We start from the raw sequence: 22280 nt of genomic DNA on the forward strand, positions 1-22280 counted from the left end.
ATAGAATACCAGCTTTATTTGAATTTCCCAAAATGCCATAAAACTCCTGACGGATCGTGTAGAAAACATTCGCTTCCCCAATCCAAATATTTTATCGGAGTTAATTTTACTCCTTCATATTTTTGAGGAAGATTTAAAGCTAAAAGTTCACTGTAATAAAGCTCGACATTTTCAACTTCCACAAAAATCATGGTATTTTCGATCCAGTTTTTATCGTAATAATCTTGAAGATAAAAAGCGATTTCTTCCGTTTTAAACACAGACATTTTTGCATCTAAAACAATTTCTTCAAAGCCTAAATCACGATAAAAACTTCTTGCGATTTCAAAATTTTTAGAACCAATAAAGGGTCTGATTGATTTTATTTTTCGATTCATATTACTATAAATTTATGTCGCTATAATAAATTAAAAACCATTTATTCTTAATCAGTTTAAACTGCCTTTCTACTTCAAAACCACTGTTCGGAATCCAAAATTTTTCTGTGACTAAAGTATCAGTTTTTACTAAAGAATGTTCATATTCTCCTATTTCAGTTTTTTCAGCAACTGGAACAGCCTGAAACTGCCAATTCTTTCGCGACCAATTGTATTGTTCAAAACCAGAAACGTGCTTTCCTTCAATAGGAAAATCAACTCTCGAAACTTGAAAAATAGAATCAGAATGAAACCTTTTATTAAATTCATCAAAGCTTTCTGCTATTTCTTTTTTCTTTGATTCTATGCTATTTTTAGTTTGAGAATCTGGCTTTGATTCTTCTATTTTATTTTTATTACAACTTAGAAAAAAGATGCAAAAAGCAGAAAAGATAAACGTTTTACAGCTTTTCATAAAACTAAATTTTTATCCTTTTTTCAAAATACTTCCCAAACCACGTCCAATTTGTTCTATCGCTTCAATACCTTTTGCTAAAGGCGATGATGTAAAATCTTCGTAAGCGTCCATTGAACTTTCTTTGCGATCGTCATGCGGATAAACCAAAATCGCATTGTTATCGCTAAAATATTTTTCGAACTTCTGCGGTAATTTATCAAAGATCGATTGATACGAAACTGAACCTTTTCTAGACAAATTAAAAACGACTAAATCTGTTGGTTTTATTTCTTCTGTAATAAGTTCAAAATCTTCCCAATCAGAAACATTTTTGAATCCAAATTTGCTGTTTAATTTTAAATGCGAAGCAATCTGCTGAATAGATTGAAACGTTTTTTCTTCAGCATGAATTACAACTGGCACACTTAATTCCTGAGCCAAACGGCTTACTTTCTGCATTAATAAATGAAAACCAATTCCTCTTTCTGAAAATGGCGGACAAATAAAAACTAGTCTTTTTTCTTCAATAAAATTCTTTTGAAACCTGCAGATAAACAAACTTTTATCAACATTATTGATAATCGAATCTACATTTTCTCCAAAGATTTTATCAATAAAACCTGTTTTTCTAGGCCAGCCCACAATCACAATATCCGACATGATTTCTTTTGAAGTTCTAGCAATTCCACTTGCAGGATTATGGTCGATTCTTGCAATGGTATTAATTTTTACTTCTGAAGCCGAAGCTTGAACTACAAATTTATCAACTGCTTTTCTGTACTTCAAAATGTTCTTTTCCGCCTGATTGTTATTCGGAACGATTGTTAGTAAAGTAATCGGATTAGATGATTTTTTATCTTTTATCAAAAGAGCAAAATCCAACAAACTCGCTGCCGCTGAAGATTTTGCCAGCGGAATTAAAATATGTTCGTCTAAAATTTGATCTCTTTCTGTATCTTCATGTGAAATTTCTTCTTCGCAAATGGCAATTTTCTTTGCCGCTTTTTCTGTTGCAAATGAAGCCACAATACACGTAATCAGAATTAGGATAATAGTTCCGTTTAAGATATTTTCATCTAAAATTTTAGCTTTATATCCAACCAAAATTACAGCCAAAGTTGCCGCTGCGTGCGCACTGCTCAATCCAAAAATAAGCTGTCTTTCGGTTCTGGTATATTTAAAAACAATTTGAGTAAAAAATGCCGCAATCCATTTTCCAAATATTGCTACAACACTTAAAGTTCCTGCCACAATTAAAGCCGTTGGTCCGCTTAAAATAACGCTTACATCGACTAGCATTCCCACAGAAATCAAGAAAAACGGAATGAATAACGAATTTCCAATAAACTCAATTCTATTCATCAAAGCAGAAGAATGCGGAATCAATGGATTCAATGCTAAACCTGCAACGAAAGCTCCAATAATAGGCTCTACTCCTGCTACTTCTGCCAAAAAGGCTGCAAAGAAAACCACAGAAAGTACAAATATGTAATGAGCGTGTTTTTCACTTTCAAGTTTCTTGAAAAACCATTTTGCTACACGCGGAATAATCATAAACATTATGGCAGAAAAAATTGCCAATGAAATAAACAATTTAATCCAAAAAGCTTGATTTAGATTTCCTTGACTGCTCCCCATTATGACAGCCAGAATAATTAAAACGGCTGTATCGGTCAAAATGGTTCCACCAACCGTAATTGCAACGGCTTGATTTTTAGAAATCCCTAATTTACTAACAATCGGATATGCTACAAGCGTGTGCGTTGCAAACATACTTGCGGTTAAGAAACTGGCATTAAAATCATATTTCAATAAATAAAAACAAACCGGAAACCCAATTGAAAGTGGTAGAATAAAGGTGAAAAAGCCAAACAATAAACTCTTATTTCTGTTGGCTTTAAACTCATTCATATCCAATTCTAAACCTGCAATAAACATGATATACAAAAGTCCGATTGTTGAAAATAAATCAACTGCAGAGTTTTTTGCTAGAATATTTAATCCGTGCGGACCAATGATAACTCCAGAAATAATAAGCCCGATAATTCCAGGAATATTAATCTTTTTAAGTAAAATTGGCGAAAGCAGAATTATAAAAAGTATTAAAGAAAAAATCAATACTGGATTGCTTAGGGGTAATTCGAATTCTTGTAATAGATGTCTGAAAAATTCTATCATAGGGTAATTTTATCTTCTTGTGGTATTAATATTTGTAAAAAGACATTTCAGAATTAAAACAAAAATCCAAGAGTATTAATATAAAGATTGCGCTTTTTGCGCTAATCATTCTTTACAAAAATACCGAAAAAACGCGAACTTTTTACGTAAACCGCATATTAAGGATTTAAATTTATTTCGTTGCCGAATTATTAAAATTTAATATTTTTTTTAACAAATACGCAAGATTAACATTCAAATATGAATCATCATTGCATTATTCAATTATCTTTGTCTTAACAAAAAACGAACAATGGAAGAATGTATCTCAGTTTTTGATATGCTTAAAATTGGCGTTGGTCCCTCTAGCTCACATACTTTAGGACCTTGGCGCGCTGCCGAACGCTTTCTGGAAGAGTTGAAAGATGAAGCTATTTTAAATGACATTACGAGAGTAAAAGTCGATTTATACGGTTCGCTTTCTTTGACTGGAAAGGGTCACGCAACAGATCTTGCCGTAATGCTCGGATTGAGCGGACAAGATCCTGAATATATTCCGGTTGAAGATATTGCAGGAATTATTAAAAAAATCGAAACGACTAGCGAAATCAATTTGGGTAACCAAAAAGTGATTCCGTTCTTTTTTCTTCAAGACATTGTTTTCAATAAAGATTTTCTTCCTTTCCATGCAAATGGATTGAAATTTACTGCATATAAATCTGATGATTCTGAATATGAATCTACTTTTTATTCTATCGGCGGCGGATTTGTGGTAAAAGAAGAACGTACAAATGCTAAACTGAAAGAAGTTATAAAATGTGCATTTCCTTATCCAATTCAAAATGCAGCTGAATTATTGAATTATACCGTTACTGAAAACAAATCGATTTCTGAAATTGTATATGAAAATGAAATTTCGATGCGTCCTGAAGCAGAGGTTCATTCAGAATTAATGCGAATTTGGAATACGATGTTGGAATGTATGTACATTGGCTGTCATTCTGAAGGAATTCTTCCTGGCGGACTTCATGTTCGAAGAAGAGCTTTTGACATGCATCAAAATCTAATCGGACTATCTAATTATACCGATCCGCAAAGCTGGCTGGAAGAAATCAGAAAAACCGAAGTTAAATTTCGCCAAATCTTAAAATGGGTTAGCTGTTTTGCACTTGCCGTGAATGAAGTAAATGCATCTTTAGGCCGTGTTGTTACTGCTCCAACTAATGGAAGTTCTGGTGTAATTCCAGCTGTTTTAATGTATTATATGGTGATTGAAAACCACGATGCAGGCGAAAAAGAAATCAAACAATTTTTGATGGTTGCGGGCGAAATTGGAAGTATTTTCAAAAAAGGTTCTACGATTTCTGCTGCAATGGGCGGATGTCAGGCTGAAATTGGTGTTTCGTCTTCAATGGCAGCTGCGGCTTTATGCGAATTAATGGGCGGAACTCCTGCTCAGGTTTTAATGGCTGCCGAAATTGCAATGGAACATCATTTAGGTTTAACTTGCGATCCAATTGGCGGTTTGGTTCAGATTCCGTGTATCGAAAGAAATACTATGGGCGCAATTAAGGCGATAAATGCGGCTGAATTGGCTTTAGAAACAGACTCTAAAAATGCTAAAGTTCCTTTAGACAAAGTGATCAACACGATGTGGGAAACAGCAAAAGATATGAATTCAAAATACAAAGAAACCTCAGAAGGTGGACTTGCAATTGCTGTAAATATGGCAGATTGTTAAACTATTATTTTGCCACTGATTGGAAAGTATTAAAAGATTTTTTCACGCAGATTCGGCAGATTTTAGCAGATTCAAAATAAAAAAATCTGCGAATATTGGCTTAAATCTTTTTAAATCTGCGTGAAAAATACAACGTCAACTTCATGAAAAAACTTTACTTTTTATTTTTTTTCTGTTCTGTTCTACTGCATTCTCAAGAACGTTATTTTCTAAATTCAGACACAAGACTTTATACTTCACCAAATTCAACTGCTGATTTTTTAGGCTATTTTAAATATGGAGCAGAAGTTCGATTGTTATCTGAAAATCAAAACGGCTGGTACAAAATACAAGCTGATAATTTGAATGAAGGCTATGTTCAAGAGAAATTTGTAGCCAAAAGTTTGAATGCGAAAGATGTAAAAACTAAAGATTCTAAAAATCCAATTATTGAAGGCGGTGATCCTTATTATGGAGGAAATCATCTTTTTATTCTCGCTGCCGGATTGAAAGCGAGAGCTTTACCCGATAAAAATTCAAAAATTAGAGAAATCCTATTTACTGGAGATCCTGTTGCTGTAAATTATATTCCTTTAAATCCAGATGAATGGGTAAATATCAACGGTAGTTTTACAGAAGAATATGCAAAATATACGCTAAGAAAATTTCTTGGCCCAAGACCTAATTTTGATGCTTTACTAAAAGAGTTTGATAAACTAGACACAAACAATCTAACTGAACGAAAAACAGTAAGTGAGCGAATTGTAGAATTGGCTTGGAATAGCGATTATTCTTCGTTAATTCCTGCTTATCAGCGATATTATGAAGTTGTCAAACAAACTAACGATCCAAAATTAATTGCTGAAACCGAATTGAATATGGCTCTTGCCAAAGGTTTAGCAAATCATAAATTACCAGAACAGATTATTGCATTTTCACAGAAATCACATTATTCTTTAAAAGGTTTTAAAACAAAATCAGTTACTATTTCACAGACCGATTTGATTAAGATAATGGGAAATCCAACCAAGAAAAATCAAATTTCAGACGAATGCGGAATATATTTAAGTGATTTGTTTTATTACTATCCCGACTTGGAAGTTTCTGTAGATGAAAAACAAAATAAAGGCGAAATCATTAAAGTTTTTATTAATGAAAACAATAAATTCATTCTAAACTCAAACGCAATTTTAGATCATACGCTGTCTGAAAAAGCTTTCATAGAAAAATATGGAACGTATATTGAAGCTTCTCTAAAATCACCTCATAATTACACTATCGTAATGGAAGACAGTCAATTTCGCTTAGAATTTAAGGACGGAAAAATATATTCTGTCGAAATATTCTATTATTGCTGATTCCCATTTTACAATTATTCAATACTTTTACAATATCAAAAAAACAATAAAATGTCAGTAGCAAAAAAAGATTATAAAAGAATCACAACAAAGTCATTAATTGAAATGAAAAGCAACGGAGAAAAAATCTCTATGCTTACTGCGTACGATTATACAATGGCGAAAATTGTTGACACTGCAGGTGTTGACGTAATTTTAGTTGGTGATTCGGCATCAAACGTAATGGCTGGTCACGAAACGACTCTTCCAATTACTTTAGATCAAATGATTTATCATGCTTCTTCTGTAGTTCGCGCTGTAGAAAGAGGTTTGGTTGTGGTTGACTTGCCTTTTGGAAGCTACCAATCTGATCCTAAAGAAGCTTTACGTTCTGCTATTAGAATTATGAAAGAAAGCGGCGGACACGCAGTAAAACTAGAAGGCGGAAAAGAAATTAAAGAATCAATCAAAAAAATATTACATGCTGGAATTCCAGTTATGGGGCATTTAGGTTTAACGCCTCAATCTATCTACAAATTCGGAACTTACAGCGTTCGTGCAAAAGAAGAAGAAGAAGCTGAAAAATTGATCGAAGATGCTCAAATGCTTGAAAAAGTTGGATGTTTTGCAGTAGTTTTGGAAAAAATCCCAGCAGACCTTGCTAAAAAAGTTGCAGAAAGTATTTCTATTCCTGTAATCGGAATTGGAGCTGGAGGCGGTGTTGACGGACAAGTTTTAGTAATCCACGATATGTTGGGAATGAATAATGAATTCAGTCCACGTTTCTTACGTCGCTACTTAAATCTTTACGAAGAAATGACTAAAGCAATCGGACAATATGCTGCAGATGTTAAGTCTAGTGATTTCCCGAACGAAAAAGAACAATATTAATTTTTAAGATACTAAGGTTCTGAGTTGCTAAGGTTCTAAGGTTTCTTTTTTTTAGATACAAAGTGACAAAGGTTCAAAGATTTTTATGAATTGCCTCCAGCTTTAGCTGGAGGTTTATTTTTAAGATATATTAAAGACTTTAGCCAAATTTCTCTATATAATTCGAAATTCTAATATGAAAATTGTTTCCACTAAAGATAATTTACAAGTACTTCACGAAGACAATCACATAATTGTGATTAATAAACGTGTGGGTGATATTGTACAAGGTGATAAAACTGGCGACAAACCTCTTTCTGATATTGTAAAAGAATACATTAAAGAAAAGTACAATAAACCCGGAGATGTTTTTTTAGGCGTAATTCATCGTTTGGATCGACCTACAACTGGAATTGTGGTTTTTGCTCGAACTAGCAAAGCTTTATCTCGAATGAATGAATTGTTTAGTAATCGTGAAACTAAAAAAACGTATTGGGCCGTTGTAAAAAATAAACCAAAAGAAGCAAAAGCTAAATTGGTTCATTACTTAAAAAGAAACGAAAAAAATAATACTTCAAAAGCGCATTCAAAAGAAGTTCCAGACAGCAAATTAGCGAGTTTAGATTATACTATAATTAAAGAACTTCAAAATTATACGGCATTAGAAATCAATTTACATACAGGTCGTCATCATCAAATTCGTGCTCAGCTAACTGCAATTGGATCTCCAATCAAAGGTGATTTAAAATACGGCGCAGACCGAAGCAATCCAGATGGTGGAATTCATCTTCATGCTAGAAAACTGACTTTTGTACATCCTGTTTCGAAAGAAAACATTACAATTATTGCTCCTACTCCAGACGATCCTATTTGGAATGCTGTATGATTTTTATGATTTAATTGTTAATTTTTTAAATTTTATCGATTAACTTGCAGGGAGTAAAAAACAAGCTAATCGAAAAATGGACTTTAAAAGCGACATCGGATATCGAAAAGAAACTCTAAAAAAGTTATTGTATAATATTCAGAAAAGCGAAGATTTGATTGTAAAAGCTTTGTATGATGACTTTAAAAAACCAGAGTTTGAGGCTGTTTTAACCGAAACGAATTACGTTATTTCGGAACTCAAAGATGTAATCAAAAACATCAATAAATGGACGAAACCAAAACGTGTTTTCCCATCGATTCTTAATTTTCCTTCTTCCGATTATATTCATAAAGAACCTTATGGCGATGTATTAATTATCGCTCCCTGGAACTACCCTTTTCAACTTGCTTTATGTCCGCTCGTTGCTGCCGTTGCAGCTGGAAATAGAGTTGTTTTAAAACCGTCTGAACTTACTCCGCACACATCGGCGATAATTGCTAAAATCATAGAAAAAACTTTTCATATCAATCATGTAGAAGTTTTTGAAGGTGGTGTCGAAGTTTCTAATAAATTATTGGAAAAACGTTGGGATTACATCTTTTTTACTGGAAGTGTGGCTGTCGGTAAAATCGTGGCTAAAGCCGCAGCTGAAAATTTAACTCCTGTAACTTTAGAATTAGGCGGAAAAAATCCATGTATTGTTGATGAAACAGCCAATTTAAAACTGGCGGCCAAACGTATTGTCTGGGGAAAATTTATCAACGCCGGCCAGACTTGCATTGCACCAGATTACATTCTGATTCAGAAAAACATGAAGGTTAATTTTATTTCTTATTTAATAGAAGAAATCATAAAAGCCTACGGAAAAAAGATAGACAAATCACCTGATTTTGCGAGAATTATAAATACAAAAAATTGGTATCGATTAACCAATATGATTCAAAATGAACATATTATATTTGGCGGAGAAAGTGATGCCAATAAACTTTATATTGCTCCTACTCTTCTTGAAGAGCCAGATTTGGATAGCGCTGTTATGAAAGAAGAAATCTTTGGACCAATCCTGCCGATTCTTGTTTATGAAAATGAAAATGACATAGAAAAGGTCGTAAGCCGTTATGAGAAACCTCTTTCATTTTACATTTTTAGCGAAAATAATTCATTTGCTAAGAAATTAATTTCGAAATACTCTTTCGGAGGCGGGTGTATCAACGATACAGTTGTTCATTTTTCTAATAACAGACTGCCTTTTGGCGGTGTTGGACACAGCGGAATCGGCGCTTATCACGGTAAACGCAGCTTCGATACTTTTTCTCATCACAAACCAATTGTAAAAAAAGGAAATTGGCTTGATTTACCTATGCGTTATGCGCCATACAAAGACAAATTAGCTTCAATAAAACGAATTTTAGACTGGCTTTAAATCAGTTAAAAACATTTCGCAATGTTTTATAGATTTTGATACGGAATTGATTAAAAATATTATATTTACGTCAAGATACTTATCAAATATTACAAGTCTATAAAACAACTTTACGCAAAAATGAAATCGACACTTAACCAAATTGAGGACATCAAAAAGAATGGCTATTCCCTTGATTTTGCTACAGTTTTTAATCATGCCTTCGAAAACTATAAAAAAATAGCACTTTATTCTGGACTTATTATCTTAGTCTTTTCTATTATTGCTTGTATCGCTATTATTGGAGTAGCGGTTGCTTTTTACGGTGTTCAAGTTATGACTAAAGATTTTATTGAGAACTTCGAAAATCAACAATTCACTGCGATTGAGCTTGTAATACAAACCGTTTCTGTTTCTGTACTTGCAGGAATTACAGCTCCTTTTGGCGCAGGTTTTTTGAAAATGGCAGATTCTGCAGATAAAGATGTTGAATTTAATGTTTCAACTATTTTTAGTTATTATACATCCCCTTATTTTGGACAGATTTTCGTTGCGGCTTTTATTCCTGCTCTTTTAGGAACAGCCCTTGCTAATTTGATTGAGAGTTTAAACATTGTATTTGTAGGGAATGTAATTTCTTTTATGGTTTCTTATTTCATGTTTTTATCAATTCCTTTGATCGTTTTCGGAAACCTGAGAGCTATCGATGCTATAAAATCAAGTATTATTATTGTTACTAAAAATCCGCTTAACATATTTGCATTTTTTATTATAGGTTTTATTGGCTCTATGGTTGGCTTTATTGCCTGCTGTGTAGGAGTTATTTTTACTGTTGTTTTCAATAGTTCTATGATTTATGCAACTTATTTTGCGATTTTTGGAACAGAATCAGAAGATGAAGATTCAATTGATTCAATTGGAAGATACAATGTAGATTAAAATCGAAAATTCTTAATTTCAGAGAACCTAACCACTTCTTTTAAGAATTTTCAAAAAGCTATTTACTAAACCAACATACCCCAAATTCTATGGCCGCAGACTATAGTTTTTTCAAATCGGTTATTTCGGGAATTTCCTATTTTGGAAGTGCCTTTGAATCAATCATGACTGGTTGGTATGTGTTTAATTCGGACATTATTTTTTACAATAATTCTAAACTTATTGTATTAGGATTATCGCTCTTTGCATTTCTTTCGCTGTTAGTTTATCAGTTTTTTAGAATTAAAGCTAAAATTGGTTATTTCATCGAAAAAAAGAAAGAACAAGATACCATAAGCAGAGAATATCAGCTTTATATTTTATTTTTTGGAATTGCAGTAATTCTGATTGAAATCATCAATGAAATTTTCAAAATTAGACCTAAAAGTCTTTTAGTGCTAAATGTTTCTATTGGTATATCTGTACTTGTTATTTATGCAATTACAGATAAAATAAAGTGGCTGCGAGATCATATTCAGCAGATTTTCATCTCCTGTTTTTTCATTTACATGAGCTATGTTGCTTACAATATTGTAGCCCTAGCCAGTGATGTTGTCCCAATTATTGTTTTTCTAATTTCTTTTTTCTTTTCGTACAGCATACTTAAACCAATCAAAATCTATTGGTTCTTTGTTGCTTTAACTTTTACTTTTTTAATTGTTACGGTAGCTTTTCAGCTCATTCCTATAAAATCTTCGATTTTACTAATAAACTTCTGCATTCTTATTTTCATTATAAATCAGGTAAAATATGCCGTTTTATTAAACAATCGAGACAATTTTAGGTTTGCAAGTGAAATTGTTCATAAAGGAAATTCGTTAACAATTGCATCCAATCAAAAAGGAGAAATACTGTTTTGCAGTGAAACCATAATTCCCATCTTAGGTTATCAGCCCGAACAAGTTATGGGATTAAAATTTTGGGAACTGACTCAAGATTCTGAATTTGCAAAAAAATTAAATCCTGTCAAAAATCACGAAAACAAACTTTACATTAGAAAATTAAAAACCGTAAATGGTGATTACAAATACATTCAATGGAAAGACAAAAAATTTTCAGATGATTTAATTATCAGCATCGGGCAAGATGTTACAGAACAAATCATTGTTCAGGATCAATACAAAAATCTAATTCAAACTGCCACCGATATTATTTTCGAAATAGATGATGAAGGCCATTTTACTTTCATAAACGAATTTGGAATCGCAATTCTTGGTTACGCAGAAAATGAAATTATCGGAAAACATTATTCTAATTTTATTCACGAACATTACATCAAAAGTGCTGTGGATTTCTACGAAAATTTAGTACTTAATGAAAACAATTATCCAATAATTGAAATTCCTATTTTAAAGAAAAACGGAGAAGAAATATGGGTTTCACAAAAGATTATTGTTCGTAAAAACGATTCAGGATTAACCGCTGGATTCTCTGGAATTGCACGGGATATAACTGAAAAGAAAAATATTGAAAACGAGAAAAAAAGACGTCTCAAAAAAATCGAAGCTTATAATAATTCGACCAAAAAATTATCAACGACCGATTTCAGCAGATACGATAAACTTAATACTGTAATTGATTTAATTCTTAAAGAAGCTTCTATAATTAGTCATGCCAACCGCGTAAGTTTCTGGAAATATCACAAAGATTTAATCACCTGTAAAAACCTTTTTAGTCTTGACAATCAAAACTTAAGCGATAAAAACATTTTAAATAAAGAATCTTATCCTATTTATTTTGAAACGTTAAGCAACAAAGCCATTATCAATGCACCAGATGTATTCAATAAATTAGAAACATCTGAATTTCAAAAGCTTTACTTTACAAAAAACAATATTAAGTCAATGCTAGATGTTCCAATTTTCTTGAGCGGACAATTGGCTGGAGTAGTTTGTTTTGAAAGTACCGAGCAAAAACGCGAATGGGATAATGAAGACATCAATTATGCGAGAACTATTTCAGATGTGATTTCGCTTGCAATTTCGTCTCAAATGCGTTTGGAAGCAGAAAGAAAATTAGAATTTAAAAGTCAGCTTTTATCTGCGCTTTCTTCTTGTACCGAAAAATTCCTGTTGAGTAAAACTACACATCAAATGTTTCAGGAAACGTATAATATCATTGGAAAAGCCGCAAAAGTGGATCATATGTATTATTACGAAAAAGACCCAATTTATAATACAGTCAGTCAAAAATACAAATGGTCTCGTGAAGGTGTTACTCATCAAATCACGCCGCTGCGACATATGACTGAAGAAAATTTAAAGGAAATTTACGACGCGGCATCACAGAAAAAAATCTTAAATACATTAACTAAAAATTTAAAAGAAGGCTTTTTCAAAACACTTTTAATTGACAATGAAATCAAATCAATTTTAATTTTACCGCTTTACATCAACGATATTTTTACTGGTTTTATTGGTTTTGACGATTGTACGAAAGAGAAAAAATGGTCTGAAGATGAAATCAATATTTTTCAGGTATTAGCCAATAACATTTCTTCTGCCTTAGAAAGAAATCGAAATGAAAGTAAAATATTAGAAAGTGAAGAGAAATTCAAATTGATCGCAAACAATATTCCTGGAACGGTTTATTTGTCGAAATTTGATGCTTTTTCTACTAAAATCTTCTTAAATGATGAAGTTTTAAATCTAACTGGATATTCGAAATCTGAATTTATCGAAAATAATCTCTCTTTTCTTTCGTTAATTCATCCTGATGACAAAGAAGAAGTCATCAATAACCAGATTGATAATTTACAAAAAGGAATGCCTTTGCATAATGTATATCGCATTAGACGCAAATCCGGGGAGTTTATTTGGATAGAAGAATTTGGAGACGTAATTAAGAGAGATGATGAAATCGAATTTGTCGGCGGAATTTATTTTGATATAACAAACAAAAAAGAAATTGAAGACGCCATAAAAGCCAAGCAATTAGCCGAAGCTGCCAACAAATCAAAATCTGATTTCTTGGCCAATATGTCTCACGAAATCAGAACTCCGCTCAACGGAATTATTGGCTTCACGCATTTGCTTATGAAAACCGATTTAGAAGAGATTCAGGAAAAATATATGACAACTATAAATCAATCAGCACATTCGCTGCTTGAAATTATAAACGATATTTTAGATTTCTCTAAAATTGAAGCTGGAAAACTGGAACTCTTTATTGATCTTTATGATATTAAAAAAATTCTAGCGCAAGTCTTCGATTTAATTGTTTACGAATCCAATCAAAAGAAATTAAGTCTAGAACTAAATATTGATCCTGATGTACCGAAATATATTTGGACAGATATTGTCAGACTTAAACAAATTTTGATCAATCTGCTTTCAAATGCGGTTAAATTTACAAGTGAAGGTTCGATTAAACTAAATGTTTCGGTTTTAGAAAAGAAGAAAAATAATACTTGCTTAATTCGATTTGCAGTAATAGATACTGGAATTGGTATTTTAGAAAAAAATCAAAAGAAAATTTTCAAAGCATTTTCTCAGGAAGATAGTTCAACAACAAGAAAGTTTGGAGGTACAGGTTTAGGTTTAACTATTTCAAATCAGCTTCTCGCTTTAATGGAAAGCCGTTTGCAGCTTGAAAGTAAAATCGACGAAGGAAGTACTTTTTTCTTTGATTTAAATTTAAAAACTAGCCATCAAAGCATTAACGATAAATACAATGCCGAACTTAAAAGTTTAAATATCGAATTGGATTCTGAAGACGCAGAACCAAACGAAAACAATATTACATTTTTGATTGTTGAAGACAACAAAGTAAATATGCTTCTTCTCAAAACAATTATTAAAAACCTTTATAATAATGCTTACATATACGAGTGCGAAAACGGATATGAAGCAATCCAACAATTCGAACAAATCAATCCGACGATTGTTTTCATGGACATTCAAATGCCTATTATGAATGGTTATGAAACCGCAAAAGCAATTAGAAACACTACAAAAGGACGCGATGTCCCAATTATTGCTGTAACAGCTGGTGCAGAAAAAGATGAAAGAAACAAATGTATTTCTGCTGGAATGGATGATTACATTTCGAAACCAATCATGAAAGGAACAGTAGAAGAAGCTTTAATTAAATGGCTGGGATGATTTTATTAGTTTTCAGTCGCAGTCGCAGTTAGCAGTCTTGAACTAAACTCAACTGAGACTGTGACTGAAAACCGAGACTATATCAAAATCTTTTTGAAAACTTAAGTGTTCCAATTGTGAAATTTATCATAAAAAATCTATAAATTCGTATATCATTTTAGATAATAAGTTTAAAAACAATTCAATATGAAATGGCAAGGCAGAAGACAAAGTGATAATGTCGAAGATCGTAGATCAATTTCTGGCGGTGGTAAAGCACTAGTCGGTGGTGGTGTTATTGGTATTATTATCTTACTGCTTAATGTTTTTGGTGGCGAAACTGGTCAGCAAATCGCCCCAATTCTAGAACAAATGCAAGGCGGACAAGGTCAGCAAACCGAAGCTGCAGCTCCATTAAGCAAGGAAGACGAAGAAATGGGAAATTTTGTGAGAGTTGTCTTGGCTGATAATGAAGATATCTGGAGTAAAATTTTTGCCGAAAATGGCATGACTTATGAAAAGCCTAAATTAGTTCTTTTTAAAGGCGCTGTACAAACTGCCTGCGGAGGCGCATCATCTGCTTCTGGTCCGTTTTATTGCCCAGGCGATCGAAAAGTATATATGGATTTAGATTTTTTTGAAGAACTGAAAACTAAATTTGGTGCAAAAGGAGGCGATTTTGCCATTGCATACGTTATTGCACATGAAATTGGCCATCATATTCAGACTTTGCTAGGAACCTCTTCTAAAATGCGTCAAATGCAGCAAGGAAAAAGTGATGCCGAATCCAATAAACTATCTGTAGCATTAGAATTACAAGCCGATTTTTATGCTGGGGTTTGGGCACATTACAATCAAACTAATTTAGATACTGGAGACATCGAAGAAGCTTTAAGTGCAGCAAATGCAGTTGGAGACGATGCCATTCAAAGTAAAATGCAAGGACATGTTGTTCCAGATTCTTTCACTCACGGAACATCAGAACAGAGAATGTATTGGTTTAATAAAGGTTTTAAAACCGGAGATATTAAACAAGGCACTACATTTGAAGAAATTCGATAATACACAAACCAAATATAATAACCATTAAAAAGCCCGACTTTGCAGTTGGGCTTTTTTTATGAAATTCCAACAAAAAAAATCCAAATTCCAATTGCCTTTAAGAACAAAGGATCTCATTCCTTTCAATTAACACTTAATATTTGAAAACATAACCAGCAGTTTCAACCGCTGGAACACGACGTTATCACAACGCAAATCCCAATCTTCCACGCGGTTGAAACCGCGGGCTATATTTGAAATGCAAATGTTTTTTGAATTTTCACTTTTAAGACATGATACTAAGCAAGTTTAATCTAAAAAAAGAGCTTAAACACCTTATGGTTCAGAAAATTAAACGCACAAAAAAAGCCTTGAATTTCTTCAAGGCTTTCTATCTGGGTGGCTGACCGGGTTCGAACCGGCGACCCGCGGCACCACAAACCGCTACTCTAACCAGCTGAGCTACAACCACCATTTTTCTGCTTAGCGAGTGCAAATATAGAACAAAGGTTGAGTTCTACAAAGAAAAAAATGAAAAATTTTCATAAAAATTAAATCAAATTTTCTAAGCTATTGACTGCCAAACATCTTTCAACTGTAAAACCTTCAGCAAAATCTTTCCCAACTAGTCTTCCCAAGTCTTTTGCACGATAATTTAAGCTTTCAAAGAAGTTTTTGCTTGTAATTGGCGTTGCAGGTTCATTTGAATTTGGGTCATAAAACTGCGTTTTATATGCCATAATTGCTTCTACTTTCTTTTCTTCAAATCCTGTAATGTCTACAACGAAGTCTGGAGTAATATTTTTCCATTGAATATAATGGTAAACAACTTTTGGTCTCCAAGCTTCTTGCTTTTCTCCGTCTACAGTAGTTTCAATTTTCATTAAACCAGATAAAAAGCAAGCATCGGAAACAAGTTGACTTCCTTTTCCGTGATCTATATGACGATCGTCAATTGCATTACACAACACAATTTCTGGTTTGTATTTACGAATCATTTTAATGACTTCCAATTGATGTTTTTCATCATTAACGAAAAATCCGTCGCGCATTGCTAAATTTTCACGGACAACAACGCCTAAAATCTTAGCTGCATCTTTTGCTTCCTGATCTCTAATTTCTGCTGTCCCACGTGTTCCTAATTCACCACGCGTTAAATCTACAATACCTACTTTTTTCCCAAGGGAAACTTCTTTTAAAATTGTTCCAGCACAACCTAATTCTACATCGTCTGGATGCGCCCCGAAGGCTAATATGTCTAGTTTCATTATTTTTTGTTTCAAGTTTCAAGTTTCAGGTTTCAAGTTGTCAACAGAACGTGAAACTTGAAACCTGAAACTTGAAACAATTTATAAACTTTTTCTCAAAACTTTTTTCATCGTCATTGATTTATTGACGCTTTCTTCCCATTCTCTTTCAGGAATACTTTCTTTTGTAATACCGCAGCCCATGTATAAAATCGCTTTTCCGTCCTGAATCTGCATGCATCGTAAATTTACAAATAAATCAGAACTGGCATTATTTCCTGCAAAAGTGCTGTTTAATTCACCTAAAAAACCAGTGTAAAAAGTTCTATCGTAGTTTTCATTCTCTATAATAAAGGCTTTTGATTTCTTTTTTGGAAGTCCGCAAACTGCTGGCGTAGGATGCAAAGTATCGATTACTTCTTCTAAAGTTGAATTTTCTTTTAAAACTCCAGAAATATCCGTTTTAATATGCCAAATCGATCCTGCTTTTAAACTGTAAGGTTCAGAAACTACAACCGAAGCCGTAAATTCTCGAAGTCTTTTTACGATAAAATCAGTTACAAATTGCTGTTCGTCTTTTTCTTTTTGCTGCCAAACAATTTCTGTTTCCTGATTATCTTTTTGCGTTCCCGCCAAAGCCATTGTTTCAAAAACATTTCCGTTTGCCTTCAATAATTTTTCTGGAGTTGCTCCCATCCAAAGTCCGATTTTAGGATGAAAGAAACAATAACAGAAAGTCGCAGGATACAATTGAACCAAATGCTGAAAAGTTTCAATGAAGTCAAATTCGGCCAAAGGGACTTCTTCACTTCTTGATAAAACTACTTTTTTGAATTCTTCATTTTTAATTGCTTGAATTCCCTGCGTTACTAAATATTCATATTGAAATTTAGCTTCGGGATCAAAACTCAAATCGTCAATTTCAATTGGTTCGAAAGAAGTTTTTTCTTTTTCGGCAGTAATAATTTCCGATTCATTTTCAGGAATCAGAATTATTTTTTTTTCATCAAAAGAAGCAAAAACAAATCCTTTTTCGCTGTAATTAGAAACTTTGTGTAATGTATTATTTTGTTGTAAAATCCCAATAAGGTCTGTTGTGTTGGGTTTTGAATAAAGTACAAAAGGTAAATTTTGTTCTTTATGATTTTTAATTTTTAAGAAAAATGGATTCATAATTTATTCACTTTTCTTTCTATCCAAAACCATATTCGTCAATTTACAAAGCGAAACCAAGTTTCCTTCTTCGTCGGTAATTTTAATTTCCCAAAGATGAAGACTTCTTCCTTTGTGAATAATTCTGGCTGTTCCAAAAACATAACCTTCGCGAATACTTTTTAGATGATTTGCCGAAATTTCGATACCTCTTACCTCCTGCTCTTTCGGATTAATAAAAAAGAAAGAAGCCGCACTCCCGACACTTTCTGCCAAAGCTACAGAAGCGCCTCCGTGCAATAATCCCATTGGTTGGTGAACGCTTGGATTTACAGGCATTTTCGCAGTTAAAAAATCTTCTCCGGCATCGATATATTCAATTTTTAGCGTTTCCATTAATGTGTTTTTAGAAAACTCATTACAGCGCGCCAAAATCTGCTCTTTTGTATAATTCATTAAAATAAACTTTAAAATCGTAAAATTAAAGAAAGATAAGACATAAATCTAAAATCCGATCCTAAATTTAAAATTCAACTTCAAACGTGTAGGTTTTTTGTTATTTTTACAAAAACAATCAAAATCAATCTTTGGCTTTTTTTTGCCACAGATTACACAAATTAAAAAGATTTTTTATCTACAATTTATTCGCCACGAATTCACGAATTATTTCAAATAAAAATTCGTGAATTTGTAGCTAAAAAAATATTCAAATGCGTCAATACTTTGTACTTTTTATTTTCGGAATCATTCTAGCTTTCAGTTCTTGCCGAACTGATTTTGATACTGTTGCCAGTTCTGGAGATTTAAAGTTCTCAAAAGACACTGTTTATTTGGACACTGTTTTTAAAAATATAGGCTCAAGCACTTATCAATTGAAAGTTTATAACCGAAGTAAAAATGATATTTCGATTCCGACTGTACAATTAAAAAAAGGCTTAAACTCCAAATACAGAATGACTGTTGACGGAATGAGTGGCAGCGAAGGAAAGATTTTTAAAGATGTTACGCTTTTAGCAAAAGACAGTCTGTACATTTTTATAGAAACCACGGCAGATATTACAGATGCAAATCCTGATGATTTTTTATATACCGATGAAATTCAGTTTGACAGCGGAGCTAATTTACAGGAAGTAGCTTTGGTAACCTTAATTCAAGATGCTGTTTTCTTATATCCGAATCAAAATCCTGATGGAACAAAAGAAAAAATCGAAATTGACGGTAAAGAAGTTGATGGATTTTATTTAAGCGAAAATGATCCAACAAACGGAAACGAACTTCTTTTTACAAACGAAAAACCGTATGTAATTTATGGTTACGCAGGAGTTCCCGAAGATAAAACAGTAACTTTTGAAGCTGGTGCAAGAGTTCATTTTCATGCCAATTCCGGATTATATGTTGGAAATAAAGCTTCTCTAGAAATTAATGGAACAGCTTCTACAACTGATAAACTCGAAAACGAAGTTATTTTTGAAGGCGATCGTTTAGAATCACTTTATTCTGATATTCCAGGGCAATGGAATTCGGTTATTTTTGAGAAAGGAAGCACGAATCATTCTATTAATCATCTGACTTTAAAAAATGCGGTTACTGGTTTAGAATTCAGAAGCCCGTTAAATACAATTGAAATTAAAAATACTCAAGTTTACAATTGTGTTGAATACGGAATTTTAGCTCAAAACGCACAAATTAACGCAGAAAATATTGTGATCAATTATGCTGGAATAGCCAGTTTATCTTGTGTTTATGGCGGAAATTATAGTTTTGTACATAGCACTTTCAACAATAATTGGTCAGGCGGTTCTCAGCTTGCGGTAAATTTAAGCAACTCTTTGGCTGGAGCAACTCCAGAAACGAATCCACTTACTCAGGCAACTTTTAATAATTGCATTATTTACGGTTCGGCTACAAACGAATTTAATTTAGATAAAAATACAAGCGCGCCGTTTGTATATCAATTAAATAATTGTTTGTTGAAATTTGGAAGCACATCAAATTCAGATTATCAATTCAAAACCGATACAGAACATTACAATAATATCATTTTGAATGAAAATCCGAAATTTTATAATGTTTCTCAGAATAAGTTTAATATTGATAATACTTCTGCCGCTTTCGCGAAAGGGAATCAAGCATATATAATTCCGACAGATATTTTAGGAATTACCAGAACTTCTCCTCCGGATTTGGGGGCTTATCAGAGTCAAGATTTTCCAAAGTAATTTTTTTGCCACGAAGGCACTAAGAAGCTAAGTTTTTAATCTCGTAAAGGCGCGAAGGCTCAAAGGTTTCTTTTTGCACAAAAGTATATCGTAGAGACGCACTGCAGTGCGTCTACGCAACGAATATCCACAATACGTTAGACGCACTGCAATGCGTCTCTACGGAATATTGGAACGAAAGTCTAATCTGCCGAAATAACTTTGCGTCTTAGCGCCTTCGCAGCAAAAAAAACTCTCGTAAGAAAATATATCTAAAATTAAACTTTTCATAACGTTTTGCTTCTTAAAAAGTAGTAGATTTGTTACAATACGTTTTTAAAAACTTAAAAATCAGAATTTTAAAAACAAAAGCCCAATTCAAATCTTAAACTTTTATTTATGAAAAAAAACTACTTTTTACTGCTATTATTTCTTACTACGATTGGTTTTGCCCAAATTCCATCTGGATATTACAGCACAGCGACTGGAACAGGCTTCACTTTAAAAACACAATTGTATAACATTATTAAAGGTCATACTGATAATGGATACGCAGGTTTGTATACTACTTATCAAACCTCTGACGTTGACAACTTCTACGAGAATGACGGAACTGTTTTAGATATGTATTCTGAAAACCCTTCTGGAACAGATCCGTACACTTACACAACTGGAACCACTCAAAGATGCGGTAATTATTCTGTTGAAGGCGATTGCTATAATAGAGAGCATATTATTCCGCAATCTGTTTTTAATGAACAATCACCAATGGTTGCCGATGCGCATTTTATTACGCCAACTGATGGCAAAGTAAACGGAATACGTTCGAACTATCCTCACGGAAATGTAAGCTCTGCAACGTATACTTCTCAAAACGGAAGCAAATTAGGATCAAGTGCCGTTTCTGGATATTCTGGAACTGTTTTCGAACCAATAAATGAATTTAAAGGTGATATTGCCAGAATGTATTTCTATTTTGCAACACGATACGAAAATACAGTTGCAGGTTATTCTTATGCAATGTTTAACGGTTCAAGCAACCAAGTTTTTACCACAGCTTTCCTAAATATGCTTTTGGCTTGGCACGCGCAAGATCCTGTAAGTGCAAGAGAAATTGCTAGAAACAATGCAATTTATACACGTCAAAACAATAGAAATCCATTTATTGATCATCCTGAATATGTAAATCAAATTTGGGGCGGAACATCTTCTGGAGATACTCAAGCACCAACCGCGCCAACAAGTTTAGCTTCAACAGCAAAAACTGCAACTTCAATTTCGCTTAGCTGGACAGCTTCAACCGATAATGTTGCCGTAACAGGATATGACATTTATGCAAATAGTGTTTTAAAAACAACTGTCTCTGGATTAACTGCAACGATTACAGGTTTAATCGCTTCAACAAGTTATTCTATTTATGCAAAAGCAAAAGATGCTGCTGGAAATGCTTCTGCGTCAAGCAATACAATAAGCGTTACAACAGACAGCAGCGGAACTGGAACTGCAACCGATCTTCTTTTCTCTGAATACATTGAAGGTTCTGGAAATAACAAAGCTCTAGAAATTGCAAACAATACTGGAAGTTCTGTTAATTTATCGGCTTATACGATTAAAAAGCAAACCAATGGTGCTGGTTCTTGGAGTACTGGATTGGCTTTGAGCGGAACTTTAACAACAGGAAGTAAATTTGTAATTGTAAATAGTTCGATGTCATCAAGCTGTTTTTCTACAAGTGCGGCTAACATTTCGACAACGGCAACTGAACTAACTTTTAATGGAAATGATGCTGTAGGTTTATTCAAAAACGGTGTTTTAATTGACATTATCGGAACTTTCAATGGCGGAACAGCCAATTTTGCCATCGATGTTACTTTAAGAAGAAAATCGACTGTAACATCTCCAAGTACAACATTCAATTTAAGCGCACAATGGGATTCGTATTCACAAGACACTTGCAACAACTTAGCGAGCAAAATGGTTCAAACCACAGAAATCGAAGAAGAGGAAATTATTGCTGATTCTAATGAAATTGTAATTTATCCAAATCCTTCTGATGGAAATTTCAGAATTAAATCAGGCAATTCAGATCTTCCATATTCTATTGAAATTTTCTCATTCTCTGGACAGAAAGTTTTCGAAAAACAAAACACAACTTCTCCTGAAATTTCGATCCAAAATCTATCATCAGGAATCTACATTATTAAAGTTATAAAAGGCGAAAAAATAGCTTTCAAAAAGGTTATTATTAATTAAAAATCAGATTTTCATCAACCAAAAAGCGGCAATTTGCCGCTTTTTTTATTACACTTGAGAGAATTTTCTTTAAACCTAAATTTTTGACATATTTTGAAGTTTCGTAAATTTTGCAAATCTGTTCATGTAAAAATGGCAAAATTTGATGTTTGCAATTTTGAT

General features: G+C 33.1%; 16 protein-coding genes and 1 tRNA gene. 10 read left to right on the forward strand and 7 right to left on the reverse strand.

Annotated features, from left to right (window positions below; translation table 11 throughout):
- Positions 1-14: 14 nt before the first annotated feature.
- From V6624_RS21715 to V6624_RS21725, 3 genes are read right to left on the reverse strand one after another with little or no spacing between them, the layout of a single operon-like run.
- Positions 15-377, reverse strand: coding sequence for a glyoxalase (locus V6624_RS21715; RefSeq protein ID WP_338840145.1), 363 nt, complete (start codon positions 375-377; stop codon positions 15-17).
- Positions 378-381: 4 nt separating this feature from the next.
- A complete protein-coding gene (locus V6624_RS21720) occupies positions 382-831 on the reverse strand; it encodes a hypothetical protein (protein ID WP_338840146.1) in 450 nt (149 codons plus the stop codon).
- 12 nt (positions 832-843) lie between these two features.
- Positions 844-2991 (reverse strand): cation:proton antiporter, encoded by a 2148-nt coding sequence (locus V6624_RS21725; RefSeq protein ID WP_111285556.1) that lies wholly within the window; start codon positions 2989-2991, stop codon positions 844-846.
- Positions 2992-3283: 292 nt separating this feature from the next.
- Here V6624_RS21725 and V6624_RS21730 point away from each other — a divergent pair, with 292 nt between their 5' ends.
- The 8 genes from V6624_RS21730 to V6624_RS21765 all read left to right on the forward strand — a co-directional run bounded on the left by V6624_RS21730 (position 3284) and on the right by V6624_RS21765 (position 15289).
- On the forward strand, positions 3284-4711 hold the full coding sequence (locus V6624_RS21730; RefSeq protein WP_338840147.1) for an L-serine ammonia-lyase: 1428 nt from the start codon (positions 3284-3286) through the stop codon (positions 4709-4711).
- 143 nt (positions 4712-4854) lie between these two features.
- Positions 4855-6048, forward strand: coding sequence for an SH3 domain-containing protein (locus V6624_RS21735; RefSeq protein WP_338840148.1), 1194 nt, complete (start codon positions 4855-4857; stop codon positions 6046-6048).
- Between the two features lie 51 nt (positions 6049-6099).
- Positions 6100-6918: a 3-methyl-2-oxobutanoate hydroxymethyltransferase gene (panB, locus tag V6624_RS21740; protein ID WP_111285562.1), complete on the forward strand. Its 819-nt coding sequence runs from the start codon at positions 6100-6102 to the stop codon at positions 6916-6918.
- 175 nt (positions 6919-7093) lie between these two features.
- Complete coding sequence (locus V6624_RS21745; RefSeq protein WP_338840149.1) at positions 7094-7783, forward strand: RNA pseudouridine synthase; 690 nt, start codon at positions 7094-7096, stop codon at positions 7781-7783.
- Positions 7784-7859: 76 nt separating this feature from the next.
- Positions 7860-9188, forward strand: a complete 1329-nt coding sequence (locus V6624_RS21750; protein ID WP_263521664.1) for an aldehyde dehydrogenase — start codon at positions 7860-7862, stop codon at positions 9186-9188.
- A gap of 120 nt (positions 9189-9308) precedes the next feature.
- Positions 9309-10106: a hypothetical protein gene (locus V6624_RS21755; RefSeq protein ID WP_111285570.1), complete on the forward strand. Its 798-nt coding sequence runs from the start codon at positions 9309-9311 to the stop codon at positions 10104-10106.
- Between the two features lie 89 nt (positions 10107-10195).
- A complete protein-coding gene (locus V6624_RS21760) occupies positions 10196-14248 on the forward strand; it encodes a PAS domain S-box protein (RefSeq protein WP_338840150.1) in 4053 nt (1350 codons plus the stop codon).
- 186 nt (positions 14249-14434) lie between these two features.
- Positions 14435-15289, forward strand: coding sequence for a KPN_02809 family neutral zinc metallopeptidase (locus V6624_RS21765; RefSeq protein WP_111285574.1), 855 nt, complete (start codon positions 14435-14437; stop codon positions 15287-15289).
- A 377-nt stretch (positions 15290-15666) separates the two neighbouring features.
- Here V6624_RS21765 and V6624_RS21770 read toward each other — a convergent pair.
- The 4 genes from V6624_RS21770 to V6624_RS21785 all read right to left on the reverse strand — a co-directional run bounded on the left by V6624_RS21770 (position 15667) and on the right by V6624_RS21785 (position 18123).
- Positions 15667-15740, reverse strand: a tRNA-His gene (locus V6624_RS21770).
- Positions 15741-15819: 79 nt separating this feature from the next.
- Complete coding sequence (gene bshB1 / locus V6624_RS21775; protein ID WP_338840151.1) at positions 15820-16536, reverse strand: bacillithiol biosynthesis deacetylase BshB1; 717 nt, start codon at positions 16534-16536, stop codon at positions 15820-15822.
- Between the two features lie 81 nt (positions 16537-16617).
- On the reverse strand, positions 16618-17688 hold the full coding sequence (locus V6624_RS21780; RefSeq protein ID WP_338840152.1) for a chorismate-binding protein: 1071 nt from the start codon (positions 17686-17688) through the stop codon (positions 16618-16620).
- A gap of 3 nt (positions 17689-17691) precedes the next feature.
- A complete protein-coding gene (locus V6624_RS21785) occupies positions 17692-18123 on the reverse strand; it encodes a PaaI family thioesterase (RefSeq protein ID WP_012026684.1) in 432 nt (143 codons plus the stop codon).
- A gap of 254 nt (positions 18124-18377) precedes the next feature.
- Here V6624_RS21785 and V6624_RS21790 point away from each other — a divergent pair, with 254 nt between their 5' ends.
- Complete coding sequence (locus tag V6624_RS21790; protein ID WP_338840156.1) at positions 18378-19886, forward strand: hypothetical protein; 1509 nt, start codon at positions 18378-18380, stop codon at positions 19884-19886.
- 378 nt (positions 19887-20264) lie between these two features.
- Positions 20265-22118: an endonuclease gene (locus tag V6624_RS21795; protein ID WP_111285582.1), complete on the forward strand. Its 1854-nt coding sequence runs from the start codon at positions 20265-20267 to the stop codon at positions 22116-22118.
- The last annotated feature ends 162 nt before the right edge of the window (positions 22119-22280 follow it).

Source organism: Flavobacterium ginsenosidimutans (genome assembly GCF_037478105.1).
GTDB lineage: Bacteria > Bacteroidota > Bacteroidia > Flavobacteriales > Flavobacteriaceae > Flavobacterium > Flavobacterium ginsenosidimutans.